11 protein-coding genes, 4 tRNA genes and 1 pseudogene are annotated in these 14,173 nt (G+C 59.7%); 6 read left to right on the forward strand and 10 right to left on the reverse strand.

The window, feature by feature from the left end; all coding sequences use genetic code 11:
- Positions 1–543: 543 nt before the first annotated feature.
- Positions 544–1,542, reverse strand: a complete 999-nt coding sequence (locus F8N49_RS06730) for a LysR family transcriptional regulator (RefSeq protein ID WP_071173234.1) — start codon at positions 1,540–1,542, stop codon at positions 544–546.
- An 89-nt stretch (positions 1,543–1,631) separates the two neighbouring features.
- Between F8N49_RS06730 and F8N49_RS06735 the strand changes: the two genes are divergently transcribed.
- The 4 genes from F8N49_RS06735 to F8N49_RS06750 all read left to right on the forward strand — a co-directional run bounded on the left by F8N49_RS06735 (position 1,632) and on the right by F8N49_RS06750 (position 5,685).
- On the forward strand, positions 1,632–2,258 hold the full coding sequence (locus F8N49_RS06735) for a serine-tRNA(Ala) deacylase AlaX (protein WP_024013941.1): 627 nt from the start codon (positions 1,632–1,634) through the stop codon (positions 2,256–2,258).
- 90 nt (positions 2,259–2,348) lie between these two features.
- Positions 2,349–3,119: a 2OG-Fe(II) oxygenase gene (locus F8N49_RS06740; protein ID WP_071173235.1), complete on the forward strand. Its 771-nt coding sequence runs from the start codon at positions 2,349–2,351 to the stop codon at positions 3,117–3,119.
- A gap of 1 nt (position 3,120) precedes the next feature.
- Complete coding sequence (locus tag F8N49_RS06745; RefSeq protein ID WP_016773667.1) at positions 3,121–3,759, forward strand: LysE family translocator; 639 nt, start codon at positions 3,121–3,123, stop codon at positions 3,757–3,759.
- Between the two features lie 186 nt (positions 3,760–3,945).
- Positions 3,946–5,685, forward strand: coding sequence for a dipeptidase (locus F8N49_RS06750; protein ID WP_151551040.1), 1,740 nt, complete (start codon positions 3,946–3,948; stop codon positions 5,683–5,685).
- A gap of 136 nt (positions 5,686–5,821) precedes the next feature.
- On the opposite strand, the gene F8N49_RS06755 is transcribed toward F8N49_RS06750, so the two are convergent.
- The 4 genes from F8N49_RS06755 to F8N49_RS06770 form a co-directional block, all read right to left on the reverse strand.
- Positions 5,822–5,897, reverse strand: a tRNA-Gly gene (locus tag F8N49_RS06755).
- A 3-nt stretch (positions 5,898–5,900) separates the two neighbouring features.
- Positions 5,901–5,976 (reverse strand) — tRNA-Glu (locus F8N49_RS06760).
- A 104-nt stretch (positions 5,977–6,080) separates the two neighbouring features.
- Positions 6,081–6,156: transfer RNA gene (locus F8N49_RS06765), tRNA-Gly, on the reverse strand.
- A gap of 2 nt (positions 6,157–6,158) precedes the next feature.
- Positions 6,159–6,234, reverse strand: a tRNA-Glu gene (locus F8N49_RS06770).
- A gap of 383 nt (positions 6,235–6,617) precedes the next feature.
- Between F8N49_RS06770 and F8N49_RS06775 the strand changes: the two genes are divergently transcribed.
- Positions 6,618–7,376, forward strand: a complete 759-nt coding sequence (locus F8N49_RS06775; protein ID WP_071173237.1) for a hypothetical protein — start codon at positions 6,618–6,620, stop codon at positions 7,374–7,376.
- Positions 7,377–7,630: 254 nt separating this feature from the next.
- Here the strand turns inward: F8N49_RS06775 and F8N49_RS28520 are convergent, their stop codons facing one another.
- The 4 genes and pseudogenes from F8N49_RS28520 to F8N49_RS06790 form a co-directional block, all read right to left on the reverse strand.
- Positions 7,631–8,512, reverse strand: a complete 882-nt coding sequence (locus F8N49_RS28520) for a methyl-accepting chemotaxis protein (protein ID WP_372241007.1) — start codon at positions 8,510–8,512, stop codon at positions 7,631–7,633.
- Positions 8,492–9,598: pseudogene (locus F8N49_RS28525) on the reverse strand (HAMP domain-containing protein); the annotation flags it as partial. The pseudogene F8N49_RS28525 and the gene F8N49_RS28520, both read right to left, overlap by 21 nt.
- Before the next feature lie 108 nt (positions 9,599–9,706).
- Positions 9,707–11,107 (reverse strand): PLP-dependent aminotransferase family protein, encoded by a 1,401-nt coding sequence (locus tag F8N49_RS06785; RefSeq protein ID WP_151551042.1) that lies wholly within the window; start codon positions 11,105–11,107, stop codon positions 9,707–9,709.
- A gap of 191 nt (positions 11,108–11,298) precedes the next feature.
- Positions 11,299–12,060, reverse strand: coding sequence for an SDR family oxidoreductase (locus F8N49_RS06790; protein ID WP_016773663.1), 762 nt, complete (start codon positions 12,058–12,060; stop codon positions 11,299–11,301).
- A 237-nt stretch (positions 12,061–12,297) separates the two neighbouring features.
- On the opposite strand from F8N49_RS06790, the gene F8N49_RS06795 reads away from it, so the two are divergent.
- Positions 12,298–13,302 (forward strand): NADP-dependent oxidoreductase, encoded by a 1,005-nt coding sequence (locus tag F8N49_RS06795; protein WP_041479470.1) that lies wholly within the window; start codon positions 12,298–12,300, stop codon positions 13,300–13,302.
- Positions 13,303–13,428: 126 nt separating this feature from the next.
- Here the strand turns inward: F8N49_RS06795 and pyrF are convergent, their stop codons facing one another.
- On the reverse strand, positions 13,429–14,127 hold the full coding sequence (gene pyrF, locus F8N49_RS06800) for an orotidine-5'-phosphate decarboxylase (RefSeq protein ID WP_122746841.1): 699 nt from the start codon (positions 14,125–14,127) through the stop codon (positions 13,429–13,431).
- Between the last annotated feature and the right edge of the window lie 46 nt (positions 14,128–14,173).

Raw genomic sequence — 14,173 nt, forward strand, 5'->3', positions numbered from 1 at the left:
CGGAGGGAGAGGGGACTGAGCGAGGTGTTTGGGCGAGTTACGTCGATGTGAAAGTCCGAGTTGAACTCAGGATTTGAAAAGCACACAAATCAGCTCCCTCTCCTCGGGGAGAGGGCTGGGGTGAGGGGCGAATCCAACACAGATCCAAAGCAGACCACACGCTTTTCACCACTCAAAACAATGAGCGCAAGCTCGAGTACCGCTTTTGATCTTGATTCACAGGCGACGTCGGAAGGCTGAGCGGAGGGATTGATCCGGGCGTGGGAGCGCAGCGACCGTCTGGCGCAGCCAGACACAGCGGAAGGAGGTGCAGCGAAGCAAACCGGAGCCGCTGCGCCCGGATCAGTCCCGGAGCGAAGGTACCCCGAGCCCCAGCGAGCGGGCCGAACGCAGGAGCTAGCGTTTTGGTTACTTTTTGGCGTCTGAAAAAGTGACTCGCCGTAAGGGCGAAACCGCCAGAAGCAACAACCGAAGCAACGGATATTCACCCAAACCACCAGAACCTGGTCGGCCCCAAGGCCGCCAAGTCCCACCAAAAAAACCTCAAAGCAACCCCTCACTCTCCGGCAGCTCATACGCCACAGCCGCATTGCTCCCACTGGCAGATTTCCCGGGCCTACCCAACGTCGGCTCCTTCTGCAAACACTCCACCAGATAATCAATAAATACCCGCAACTTCGGCGGCAGATACCGAGTCGGCGAATGCAGCAACCACAACCCGCCATGGTAAGAGGCAAGAAACGTCCAGTCCGGCAACACCTGCACAATCAACTTCTGCTCCAAGGCGTAACGCGCCGTGAAATACGGCAGACTGCCAATCCCTATGTGCTGCAACACCGCCCCCAACCGCACACCCGTGTGATTGGCGGCATAGCGCCCACGCACGCCGACCGTCACCGCCTTGCTGCCCTTCTTGAATTTCCAGCGCGCATCGCTCGGTGTTTCGCCCAGATAAATACAACTGTGGTTGAGCAAATCGTGAGGATGCGTCGGCGTGCCATGTTCGGCCAGGTATTGCGGCGTGGCGCAAAGCAAATGATCGATGGTCAGCAACTGCCGCCCGACCAGACCGGCCGGTGGACGGTCAGTGATGCGAATCGCCAGATCGACATGATCATCGATCAGATCGACCTGACGATCTTCCAGCAGCAACTCCACATCAACCTTGGGATAGCGGCGCAGAAACTCCGGCATGTGCGGATGAATCACAAAGCGCCCCACCGCTTTCGGCACGCTGACCCGCACCAGGCCTTCTGCTTCGTGGGTGAACTGGCCGCTGATTTCCATCACCGACCTGGCCGCGCTGACCATTTCCTGGCAACGCTTGAACACCTCTTCGCCGCCATCGCTCAAGCGCAGTTTGCGCGTGGTGCGTTGCAGCAGGCGCGTGGCCAACGCCTTTTCCAAGCGGGAAATACTGCGACTGACCGCCGAGGGTGAGGAACCCATCTGCCGCGCCGCTTCAGAGAAGCTGCCGGTCTCGACAACCTTGACGAAAATCGCCATTTCACCCAGCAGCGGCAGCGGAAGATTGATGCTCACGACGCACAAGTCCTTTGATGTTGGAACGGATTATCACGTTATTGCACGATTCATATAATAAAAACAGAACTTCGATCAGGGCATGGAATATGACGCTTCGCCTGTTTTTTCACAGTGACGACCTCAAGGCGAATGTCGAAGTCCTCGACTGCACACCCCACGAGAACGAATTCGCCGTAGTGCTGCGCGCTACCCTGTTTCACCCCCAGGGCGGCGGTCAGCCTTGCGACACCGGCTGGATCGGTGAAAGCCGGGTGTCGCGCGTGGTGCAGGAAGCGGAGCGCATTGTGCATTTCGTCGACCGCCCGCTGCCGCTGGGCATGACCGTCATCCGCATTGATGAAGAACGCCGCCGCTTCAACACGCGCATGCATTCGGCCGGGCACCTGATCGGTCATTTCATTCAGGCCATGGGCTGGATGCCGATCAAAGCGCACCACTGGCCGGACGAAGGCCGGGTGCAATTCAAACCGGGCGATGGCGCGGAAGAAGTCGATGCGCCAACCGTGCAAACCGGTATCGAGCAGTGGATCGAACACGATCTGCCGCGTCTGACTTCACTGCGCGAGGGCGCGCGGGAAATCAGTTTCGGTGAGCTGCCGGCCTATGGCTGCGGTGGCACCCACGTACGCAGCCTGAAGGATCTGGGCACAGTCACGATCGCGTCGCTTTCGCAGAAGAAAGGCACGCTGTCCGTCCACTACAGCGTGGATTGAGCATTTCGGACGCTGCCATCGCGCAGGGCCCGACGCCGGGGAGCCGCACTCGCCGGTTCCGTTGACTATCGATAGATGGACCTAAAACAAATGATGCTAGACGTCGAGCGTCTCGATGAGACGTGCATAAAAAAACTGGCCAACGAAGAAGTCCTCGCCATCCGCGTCAAACGCTTTCTCCCCGAGCCGCTGGCGATCGAAATTGGCGACAAGATCCTCGCCCCGGGCTTTGAGGGCTACATCAACGCACCGAGCATCGGCCGAATCGGCATGGCCTTTTACGAGGCGGAAAACCAGCCGCTGCTGATCGAGGATTACTTCGAACGCGCCACCCGCAACATCGACGAACTGCGCCAGCGCTGCGCGCCCTACTCTTCGCCGATCGACACGTTGCGCTGCATGCTCGACGAATCCTGGCCCGCGGGCGCGCATCTGGAAAACCTCTACGGGCGCAAGATGTATGTCGGCTTGTCGCGCGTGGTCAAACCCGGCGTGTGCTTTCTTGCTCACCACGACATCTTCGCCAAGGACGCCCCGGACAGTTTTCAGGCGCGCAGCCTCGAGGCGCAATTTGCCTGCAACGTCTACCTGAACATGCCCACCAAGGGTGGCGCCTTGCAGATGTGGAATGACCACATCACCCCGGATCAATTCGACGAAATGCGCGGCGACAGTTATGGCATCGAGCCGTCGCTGCTGGGGCCGCCCGCCCTCGAAGTACGACCGCAGCCCGGCGATTTCATCATGTTCAATTCGCGGCGCATGCACTCGGTGACTCCGGGCGTGGCTGATCCGCGTTTGAGCCTGTCGTTCTTTGTCGGCTATCGCGGCAATGCCTCCCCTCTGACTTTCTGGAGCTGACATGCTTTCCAATTACCTGGGCGAGTTTCTCGCATTGGCCACCATCCACTTTCTCGCCGTGGTGGCGCCCGGTCCGGACTTCGCCGTGACCATCCGCCAGAGCGTGCGCTTCGGCCGCCTTGTCGGCATCTGCACTGCGCTGGGCATCGGCGCGGGGATTTCCGTGCACGTGCTGTATACCCTGCTCGGCGTCGGCGCCCTGATGCACACCACGCCGTGGCTGCTGACTGTGGCCAAAGTGGTCGGTGGGGCTTACATCCTCTATCTGGGCGTCAGCCTGATCCGCAGCAAACCCAAGAGCAGCGTCGAAGGCGAAAAAACCGCCGATGAGCCACTGGTTGAACAGTCACTGTTCAAGGCATTCAGCACCGGTTTTCTGACCAACGCGACCAACCCCAAGGCCACGCTGTTTTTCCTGGCCATCTTCACCACGATCATCAGTGCCAGCACACCGCTGCAGATCCAGGCGTTCTATGGCTTGTGGATGTGCTTCGTCAACGCGCTGTGGTTCGTGATCGTCGCGCTGTTTTTCTCCAGCAACAAAGTGCGCCTGCTGTTCATGCGCCTTGGACACTGGTTCGAGCGCAGCATGGGCGTCATCCTCATTCTGTTTGCCGGACGCCTGATGCTATCGATGTAACCCACAGAAAAAAGTCCCGGCATTAGCTGCCGGGACTTTTTCATTTGTGCGCCTCTTTTGCATTTCTGTGCGACAGATCAAGTTTGTGACTCCCTCTTCACCTGCTCATGGTGGTAGGTTGCAAAATGTTTCTGCCGCAAGCGTCAGACATATTTTCCCAATCTCTAGCAAAGGAATGCCTGTTACATGGTCTTTTCCCTGAAAAAACTGGCCGCCGCTACGCTCGTCATGGCCAGCCTCACCGCATTTACCAGTGCCGCACAAGCCAACATTACGGCCGAGCAAAGTGTAGCGATTCTGAAATCCTTCGACGGCAAGAACCTGACGGACTTCCGTAGCTTCCTTGGCAGCCTGGCGAAAAGCGACCTGGCCAAGACGGATAAGCTCACCCCGTCCATCAGCGCCTTCCTCGACAACAAGACCCTGAACGCCGAACAGCAGAATGAAATTCACCGTCTGCTGGGCGTTTATACCCGCGTGAAATATGGCAAGGCCGCGCTGGAAACCCTGCGCCAACTCGTCGAGATCCCGACCTTCCGCAAGGACGGCGTGGAGCAACACGACAACCCGGAATTCATCAAGATTGCCGGTGAGATCCAGAAACTCGCCGAATCCTTCGGTTTGAAGTTCCGCAATGTCGATAACCGTGTCTACGAAATTTCTCTGGACGGCAAAGGCGACGAAGTCGTTGGCATTCATGCCCACGCCGATGTGGTGCCGGTGACGCCGGAAAACTGGGTGCTGAAGGACGGCACCAAACTCGACCCGTTCAAAGTCACGCTGATTGGCGATCGCATGTACGGTCGCGGCACCGAGGATGACAAGAACGCTATCGTCGTGGCGCTGTACGCCATGAAAGTGATCAAGGACGAGAAACTGCCGCTGGCGCGTAACTTCAAGTTGCTGGTCGACACCACTGAAGAAACCAGCGGCGACGCTATTCCTTATTACTTCGAGCGCAACCCGACGCCAACCTACAACATGGCGCTGGACGGCGGTTATCCGGTGGTAATCGCCGAGAAAGGTTACGGCACTGTCATGGCCAACTTTGCCAAACGCAAAGGTGAAGGCAACGGTGCGGAAATCATTTCGATGACCGGCGGCAAAGCGACCAACCAGATTCCGTCCGCTTCGGTGGTCACACTGGTAACCGACAAGCCAGCCGAGCTCGCCGCCAGTTTGCAAAAAGCCGGCGACGCCTACGCCAAAGCCAATGGCGGCGACTTTGAAGTCGCGGCAAAGGTTGATGGCAAAGGCGTCAAACTGACCGTGACGGGGGTTTCTGCGCACTCCTCCGAACCAGAGTCCGGCGTCAACCCGGTCGCGCGAATGCTGAGCTTCATCAACAGCCTGGACGGCAAAGTCGCGCTCAAGCACAACCAGTTCACCGATGCCGCGCGTTATGCCGATGACAACTGGGGCCTGGACTACCTGGGCAAAAAACTCGGCGTGGGCTTCTCCGACTCGTTCATGGGGCCACTGACCACCTCGCTGACCTACGTCGGTGAGGATGACAAAACCTTCAAACTGGCGGTGAATCTGCGCGTACCGAAGGGCAAGTCTCCGGAAAAGCTCAAGGCTGAGATCGCTGAGAAACTGGACGCCTGGAGCAAGAAGACTCATGTCGCTGTAGCGTTCGACTATTCCGTGGCCGAGCCGATGTATCGCAACCCCGAGGGTGAGTGGGTCAAGGCGCTGCTTGCCGTAGCCAGCGAAAACCTCGGTATGAAATCAGAATTCGGTACTTCCGCTGGTGCGACGTCGGTTCACGAATTGCCGAACGGCGTGCAATTCGGCCTGGCGCGACCTGAGGCCAAGTACACCGGCCACACCGATGGCGAATTCAAGACCGTCGATCAGTTCCTGCTGGATCTGCAGATCGTCACGGAAATGATGGGGCGTGTCGGGCAGTTGCCGAAGCTGTAAAGCTCTGCCTGAGCCCGATCATTAATGACCGGGCTCAAAATAAAAAAGGATCTGTGAAAAGGTCCTTTTTTATTGCCGCCACAAAACGCGCACAAACAAAAACGCCGATCATCACTGATCGGCGTTTTTGTGAAATTGGAGCGGGAAACGAGACTCGAACTCGCGACCCCGACCTTGGCAAGGTCGTGCTCTACCAACTGAGCTATTCCCGCAAATGGCGTCCCCTAGGGGACTCGAACCCCTGTTACCGCCGTGAAAGGGCGGTGTCCTAGGCCACTAGACGAAGGGGACACGCTACCCGGAACACATGGTGTGTGTTTCGGTGTCCAGATCCGCATCCGAAGACTTGGTTCTGGTTTCACTCAGCACCGCCCGAAAGCACTGCTGTTTAAAATTGGAGCGGGAAACGAGACTCGAACTCGCGACCCCGACCTTGGCAAGGTCGTGCTCTACCAACTGAGCTATTCCCGCATTGGCGTCCCCTAGGGGACTCGAACCCCTGTTACCGCCGTGAAAGGGCGGTGTCCTAGGCCACTAGACGAAGGGGACACACTACAACATTCACTCCCTGCCGCGTTTCGCTGTGTGCTTTACGCTGCAAGTGGCGCGCATTCTATGGATGGATTGAGGGGTCGTCAACCCCCTGATATAAATTTATTTAAATCAATGACTTCGACCTGGATTACGGGCCGCGTAGGGCTTTTCCGTCGTCCGAAACCTGACGCCTATATTCCGCCACTCGCCAAGACGTTATAGTCACCGCACAGTGATGGCAATCTGCACATCAAGCGCCAGCATTCATCTATAGAGCTGGCGGCCGATACAGATTGCAGCAGCCGATCAAACCCGTCGAGCGGCGCTAGGCGCCTAAATGCCCAGCCACTACACTCGCATGCGAACCCTATAAAGAGGTCTTACCGGTGACACCACTCATGATCACCCTGCTAGTCGTAGCCGGGATCGCAATTCTGATCGCCATTGGCTACATGAACCATGTGGTGGAAAACAACAAACTGGAGAAGGCCCGCACCAAAGTCGAACTCAACGACCGCCTGCGCCGCTGCGGCGAACTGACCGAAACCTTCCCCGGCCAGTTCATGACCCCGGCGCTCAAGCTACTGCTGACCCGCCTGGAACTCAACGTCTGCCAGCGCCTGCTCAACCTGGAAAAAACCAGCGCGACGACCAAGGCCCGGATCACCGAACTCAGCGCCCTCGTTGCCCAGGGCGAATCGATCCCGGTGAACAACCCGCCCGCGCCGATCCTGACCGAGGCCAAAGCCAAAGACGTGCGCTTCCTCCTCGAAGCCCTGCACGGCCAGATAACCCGCGCCGCCCACGACGGTTTCCTGCCTCCGAACGAAGCCAAACAATGGATTCGCGAAGTGCGCCACATCCTCGTGCTGCTGCACATCGAATTCTTCAACAACCTCGGCCAACAGTCCCTGCAACAAAACCAGCCCGGCCAGGCCCGCCTCGCCTTCGAACGCGGTGTGCAATACCTGCGCAAACAGCAGGACCCGCATATGTATGCCGAGCAACTGCAATATCTGGAAAAACTCCTCGCCCGAGCCAACGCCCAGGTCATGGACAAGATCGCCCCGGTGGAAGGTGAAGAAAACCAACTGACCGCCGGCTTGAAGGATGTCGAAGCCGATGCGGACTGGAAGAAGAAAGTGATTTACGACTAAGGCGCGAATACGGGTAAAGAAGCCACCGTTACAGGTGGCTTTTTTGTGGCCGACTTGAAAGAGGATTTGACTTGAAGACCGCTTTCGCGAGCAGGCTCGCTCCCACATTGGGAAGCAGTGTTCTCAGGTAAAAATCGGTCGGCTGTCAGGCCGCCTTCGCTGGCAAGCCAGCTCCCACAGAACAGCAAACGCAAAACCGGGCCATCCCCACGCGGCGAGGCCGAGAGCCTGGCCGGCCCGAAGGCCGCCAAGACTCAAAGCCGAAAATGCCCAACCATGGAGCGCAACTCCCCGCCCAACTGCGCCAGCTCAACACTCGAAGCCGCATTCCCGCGCATCGCCACGGAAGAGTGATCCGCGCTCGCACGAATCTGCGTAACACTGCGATTGATCTCCTCTGCCACCGAACTTTGCTCCTCCGCCGCCGCCGCGATCTGCTGATTCATCTGCTGAATCAACGACACCGCCGCGGCAATACTCCCCAGCGCACTTTCGGTCTGCAACGCATCACTGACCGCCAGCTTCACCAACTCGCCACTGCTGCGAATCTGCTGCACCGACGACTGCGCCGCCGCGCGCAGGGCACTGACCAAGCGTTCGATCTCCTCGGTCGATTGCTGCGTACGCCGTGCCAGCGCACGCACCTCATCGGCCACCACCGCAAACCCCCTGCCCTGCTCCCCGGCGCGCGCCGCTTCGATTGCAGCGTTCAGCGCCAACAGATTGGTCTGCTCGGCCACGCTCTTGATCACCTCCAGCACCGTGCCGATATTCTGGATCTCGGCGCTGAGGCTCTCGATGCTGGAACTGGCCGAGGTCGCCGAATCCGCCAACTGCTCGATCCGCGCCATGCTCTGGCGCACCACCTGCTGGCCGCTCTCGACCTTGTCATCCGCCGTCTGCGCCGCCAGCGCCGCCTCTTCGGCATTTCGCGCGACGTCATGCACGGTGGCGGTCATCTGGTTCATGGCGGTGGCGACCTGCTCGGTTTCCTCCTTCTGGCTGTTGACCTCCAGATTGGTCTGCTCGGTCACCGCCGACAGCGATTGCGCGGAACCGGCCAAGCGCTCGATACCGGCCTGCAAGCCGCTGACAATCGTGCCGAGGCCGGCAGCCATCTGCTGCATCGCCAACATTAGCTGACCCATTTCATCGCGGCGCGTCACCTCGACCTTCGCCGTCAGATCACCCGCAGCAATCTGCTGCGCCACACGAATGACACTGCGCAGCGGCGCAACGATCAGGCGCGTGATCACCCACGCGGCGAGCAATCCGACCAACAAGGCCAGCGCCGAAGAGCCAATGATCAACACCGTGTTCTTTTTCAGCTCCGCCTGCATCGAAGCATCTTCGGCGACGTAGGCCTGATTGACCCGGTCCACCACTTGCGCCGCGCGCTGATGCAACTGGTCATAAACCGTTTTTTCTTGCGCCAGCAAACCGGTGTATTCAGCCAGTTTCTCGTTGAATCCGGCGATATGCCCCGACACTTCGTTGAGCACCGTCAGATAGCCCTCGTCCTTGACCGTGCTTTTCAACGCCTCGGCCTGCTCCTGCGCTTGCGCAGCCTGCTCGATGTTGCCTTGGCCAGCATTGTCGGCATCGCCCTTGCGGCTCTGATCCAGACGCACCCGCGCTTCGTTCATCGCCTGCAGCATCAACCGCGAGACTTGACTGACCTGGTTCGCCTGTTCGATGAACTGCGCGCCGTCCTTGCCCTCGCTGTCTTTCAACGTATAGGCGCCATCATCGGCCAACCCGCTCTGCAACACATCGAGGTTATTGGCCACGCTGGACACCGACCAACTGGCCATCTCCAGCGCAAGATCCTTGGCCTGGCTCAGCGAGACGAATTCATCGAAGGCCTTGCGATACGCGCCCAGCGCTTGCTCGACATCGCTCATCACCGGGACGTTGGCCGGGGAATGCGCCTTGAGCTCACCGGCAAGGACGATCAGCCCATCGACGCCTTCGCGCAAGGCATCGGCGGTCTTCGGATTGCCGCGCAGGGCGTACTCCTGCTCGAGCAGGCGCACCTTGAGCAGGCCGCTGTTGAGCGCGGACATCTGCTTCAAGCCGTCGAAACGCAGGCTGATGGTTTGCAGCGACCAGACGCCGATCGCCGCGACCAACGCAGTCAGCAGCAAGACCAGCACGAATCCGATACCCAGTTTTTTCGCCATACCGAGGTTGGCAAAACGTCCTTGCACGGCCGAAATCATTGCGCGTAGTCCCCTGCCAAAGTCTGTTGCCGAAGATTCGCAACGGGCTCGAACCAGCACAAGACTCGGGCGTCGGAATAATGGCAAAAAGCTACGCCCGCGTCGTTTTCAGAATGCTGGAGGTCGATCCGCGCAAGTATTGCGAAAAAACTGCCGCGCCCGAGGGTCGCAGGCACAGGCCACATTGATGCGCTGCCAGTCACCGCACTCACCGCTGGGACTGAAGGCGTCCGCTGCTGATAACTCCAGCCCGCAACGCTGAGCCTGCCTGCGCACCGACGCCTGGTCGCGCAAGCGTGCCCGCGCCCAGATAAACAACCCGCCAACCGGCTTGCCGAACACTTCCCACTCGGCATCTTCCAGGGCCTGCAAGGCCGCCGCGCGATCGGCATTCAAGCGCTGGCGCTGGCGCTGCACCAGTTTGCGATAGGCGCCGGTCGCCATCAGCCTGGCCAGCACCGCCTCGGCCAGCCTCGAACAGCCCAGGCCGCTGATCATCTTGACCTCCGCCAGGCGCTTCAGCAGCTCGCTGTCCGCCAGGACAAAGCCGATCCGCAACGAACTGCTTAGTGTCTTGGAAAAGCTGCCGACATAAATGACCCGGCCGCCATGGTCCAGCGCCGCCAACCGCGTACCGCTGCCGGTGTGCAGATCAGCGTAGACGTCATCTTCAATCACGCGCAGGTCGTAGGTCTTGCTCAATTGCACGATGCGCTGGGCGACGGCGGGGGTCAGGCAACTGCCGGTGGGGTTGTGGTGATGGCTGCCGATGAACAAGGCAGCGGGACGAAACTGACGCAGCACTGACTCGAGCATGTCGATGTCCGGCCCGCTCGGTGTCCGACGCACTTCGAGCATCTGTACGCCGTGCAGGCGCAACAGGTCAAACAACGGTGCATATCCGGGCGTTTCCACCACCACGCAGTCGCCAGCCTTGAACAGGGTGCGCACGATCAGATCGAGCGCATGACTGGCACCGCTGGTACTCATCAGCCGTGTATTGCAAGCGTCGATGTTCAGCAGTTTGAGACGCTTGGCAATTTGCTCGCGCAACGCTGGCAGGCCCAGCGGCGAGCTGTAGTTGAACAGGCTGGCCATGTCGGTGCGCGCCACCTCGCGTAATGCGTAGCTGAGGTCGTCGGGCTCACGCCAGCTCGGCGGCAAGCCTCCTTGCCCCAAAATCAAGCGACTCGTTGCGACGTCCACCTCATCACGCCATGCGGGGCGGCCCTCGCACGCTGCCCATTCCGAGTCCGCTTCGCGCAATGCCGGCGAGGCCGCGACGATGAATCCCGCGCCCTGACGCGCAGTCAACACACCTTGCGAAACCAGGCGCTCGCAGGCTTCGACGACACACGACTGGCTGAGCAGATTACCCCGGGCGATTTGCCGTACGGAGGGCAACCGGGTGGCCGGCGGGATGCCGCTTTGCACAATCCAGTCAGTCATTCCATCGACGATCTGCTGCACGACCGGCACCATTGCCTGTCGGTCAATTCTCAGTTCCATGAGCTCGCAAACTCCTGTCAGTTTTGCTGGCAGCAGTAAATCACAGCCGCGCCGCCGAGGCTGTGCGACAACACCGCCAAATACGGCAGTTCTAACGGTTTGATACACATTGTTTAACGGTATTCACAGGGACCGACCGCGAGGTACAAAAAAACCCGCACGCAGGCGGGTTCTTTGTGTTTCGGCAACTTTCAGAACGCCGTCACGCCGCCGTCCACCGCCAATGAGTGCCCAGTGGTAAACGCTGCGCCATCGCTGCACAGATACAGCACCGCGCTGGCGATCTCCTCGACCTTGCCAATGCGCCCGACCGGGTGCATGGCGTTGGCGAATTCGCCCTTCTTCGGGTCGGCTTCGTAGGCACGGCGGAACATGTCCGTATCGATCACTGCCGGGCACACTGCGTTGACGCGGATTTTCTTTTTCGCGTATTCGATCGCCGCCGACTTGGTCAGGCCGATCACCGCATGTTTCGATGCCGCGTAGATGCTCATTTTCGGCGCTGCGCCCAGCCCGGCTACCGACGCCGTGTTGACGATCGCGCCACCTCCCTGCGCCAACAGCAACGGCAACTGATACTTCATGCACAGCCAGACGCCTTTGACGTTGACACCCATGATCGCGTCGAACTCGTCCAGCGTACCGTCGGCCAGTTTGCCCTTCTCGATTTCGATCCCGGCGTTGTTGAAGGCATAGTCGAGACGACCGTAGGTATTGATCACCTCATCCATCAGATTTTTTACATCGCTTTCCACCGTCACGTCGCAGCGCACGAAGGACGCTTCGCCACCGGCGGTACGAATCAGCGCAACCGTGCCTTCGCCTCCAGCCGCGTCGAGGTCAGCCACCACCACTTTCAGGCCTTCGGCGGCAAACGCCAGGGCTGTCGCGCGACCGATGCCGTAGGCGGCTCCCGTGATTACAACCACCTGACCGGAAAACGTCATGCTCATGGCTATGTCCTCGAATGCAAAAAAAATGGGAGATGTTGGCGTCGCAGCATAGCCAAGGGCAGCGAAAGCACGTCAGCACTATGCAATCGCTGTTTACCGGCGCATGCGCCGCAGTGATGAAACCCGCCCCGTAACCATCACTGCACTGGATCGACTCGCATTCGCCGTATCAGCCAACCTTGCGACATCGCCGTTGAAGAGCTATCAACAAGGCTTCATTCCATTCGAGTGCCTGTCATGACCAACCAGACCAATCGCCAGTTCCTGCTCGCCAAACGCCCGGTGGGCGCCGCGACCCGCGAGACTTTCACTTATCAGGAAGTACCGGTCGGCGAGCCACAGGCAGGACAGATTCTGGTGAAAAACGAATACTTGTCCCTCGACCCGGCCATGCGCGGCTGGATGAACGAAGGCAAGTCCTACATCCCGCCGGTCGGTCTCGGTGAGGTCATGCGCGCACTGGGCGTGGGAAAAGTCATCGCGTCGAACAATCCCGGCTTCGCCGTCGGCGATTACGTCAACGGTGCCCTCGGTGTGCAGGATTATTTCCTCGGCGAGCCGCGCGGTTTCTACAAGGTCGACCCGAAACTCGCGCCATTGCCACGCTATCTGTCTGCACTGGGCATGACCGGCATGACCGCCTACTTCGCCCTGCTCGACGTCGGCGCACCGAAAGCCGGTGACACCGTGGTGCTGTCCGGCGCCGCAGGTGCGGTGGGCAGCGTGGCCGGGCAGATCGCCAAAATCAAAGGCTGCCGCGTCGTTGGCATTGCCGGCGGGGCCGACAAGTGCAAATTCCTCATCGACGAATTGGGCTTCGACGGCGCCATCGATTACAAGGCCGAAGACGTCGTGGCCGGACTGAAGCGCGAATGCCCGAAGGGCGTGGACGTGTATTTCGATAACGTCGGCGGCGACATTCTCGACGCGGTGCTGAGCCGCTTGAACATGAAAGCGCGGGTGGTGATCTGCGGCGCGATCAGCCAGTACAACAATAAAGAAGCGGTCAAAGGCCCGGCCAATTACCTGTCACTGCTGGTCAATCGCGCGCGGATGGAAGGTTTTGTGGTGATGGACTACGCCGCGCAGTTCGCCAGCGCCGCGCAGGAGATGGCCGGCTGGATGGCCAACGGGCAGCTCAAGAGCAAGGAAGATGTGGTTGATGGGCTGGAGACGTTCCCCGAGACGCTGATGAAACTGTTCAACGGCGAGAACTTTGGCAAGTTGGTTCTGAAGGTTTAAGGCCAGCCTGAAACCAATGTGGGAGCGAGCCTGCTCGCGAAAGCGGTGGATCAGTCGGTAATGATGTCGACTGACACTCCCTCTTCGCGAGCAGGCTCGCTCCCACAGTTGGATCTTCAATAAGCTTTAGGCAATTTCGGCTACGACTGCGGCCAACGCCTGCGCCGGATCTGTCGCCTGGCTGATCGGACGGCCGATTACCAGGTAATCGGAACCGGCATCCAGCGCCTGACGCGGGGTCAGAATGCGCCGTTGGTCATCCTGCGCGCTGCCCGCCGGGCGAATTCCCGGGGTCACCAGTTGCAGCGACGGGTGCGCGGTTTTCAGCGCCGACGCTTCCAGCGCCGAACACACCAGACCGTCCATCCCGGCCTTCTCGGCCAGTGCCGCCAGACGCAGCACTTGTTCCTGCGGCTCGATATCCAGACCGATACCGGCCAGATCCTCGCGCTCCATGCTGGTCAGCACGGTCACACCAATCAACAATGGTTGCGGACCACTGCGCTTGTCCAGCTCTTCGCGGCAGGCCGCCATCATGCGCAGGCCACCGGAGCAGTGCACGTTGACCATCCACACGCCCATCTCGGCAGCGGCTTTCACGGCCATCGCGGTGGTGTTGGGAATGTCGTGGAATTTCAGGTCCAGAAACACTTCAAAACCCTTGTCACGCAGGGTGCCGACGATTTCCGCCGCGCAACTGGTGAACAGTTCCTTGCCCACTTTGACCCGGCACAGCTTCGGGTCCAACTGGTCGGCCAGCTTCAGTGCGGCGTCACGGGTGGGGAAATCCAGGGCGACGATGATAGGAGTCTGGCAGGCGGACATGGATGGGCTCTCAGGCTGGTCGAAAACGGCGCGCATTGTAGCGGAA

This window comes from Pseudomonas sp. GXM4 (assembly GCF_008923895.1).
Lineage (GTDB): Bacteria > Pseudomonadota > Gammaproteobacteria > Pseudomonadales > Pseudomonadaceae > Aquipseudomonas > Aquipseudomonas atacamensis.

Excerpts from the sequence above, each read along its gene's own strand:
- F8N49_RS06745 (WP_016773667.1), top strand. The coding sequence starts at position 3,121 with ATGCTTTCCAATTACCTGGGCGAGTTTCTCGCATTGGCCACCATCCAC.
- F8N49_RS28520 (WP_372241007.1), bottom strand. The coding sequence starts at position 8,512 with ATGTTGGCGATGCAGCAGATGGCTGCCGGCCTCGGCACGATTGTCAGC.
- F8N49_RS06775 (WP_071173237.1), top strand. The coding sequence starts at position 6,618 with ATGATCACCCTGCTAGTCGTAGCCGGGATCGCAATTCTGATCGCCATT.
- F8N49_RS06740 (WP_071173235.1), top strand. The coding sequence starts at position 2,349 with ATGATGCTAGACGTCGAGCGTCTCGATGAGACGTGCATAAAAAAACTG.
- F8N49_RS06785 (WP_151551042.1), bottom strand. The coding sequence starts at position 11,107 with ATGGAACTGAGAATTGACCGACAGGCAATGGTGCCGGTCGTGCAGCAG.
- F8N49_RS06750 (WP_151551040.1), top strand. The coding sequence starts at position 3,946 with ATGGTCTTTTCCCTGAAAAAACTGGCCGCCGCTACGCTCGTCATGGCC.
- F8N49_RS06795 (WP_041479470.1), top strand. The coding sequence starts at position 12,298 with ATGACCAACCAGACCAATCGCCAGTTCCTGCTCGCCAAACGCCCGGTG.
- F8N49_RS06790 (WP_016773663.1), bottom strand. The coding sequence starts at position 12,060 with ATGAGCATGACGTTTTCCGGTCAGGTGGTTGTAATCACGGGAGCCGCC.
- F8N49_RS06735 (WP_024013941.1), top strand. The coding sequence starts at position 1,632 with ATGACGCTTCGCCTGTTTTTTCACAGTGACGACCTCAAGGCGAATGTC.
- pyrF (WP_122746841.1), bottom strand. The coding sequence starts at position 14,127 with ATGTCCGCCTGCCAGACTCCTATCATCGTCGCCCTGGATTTCCCCACC.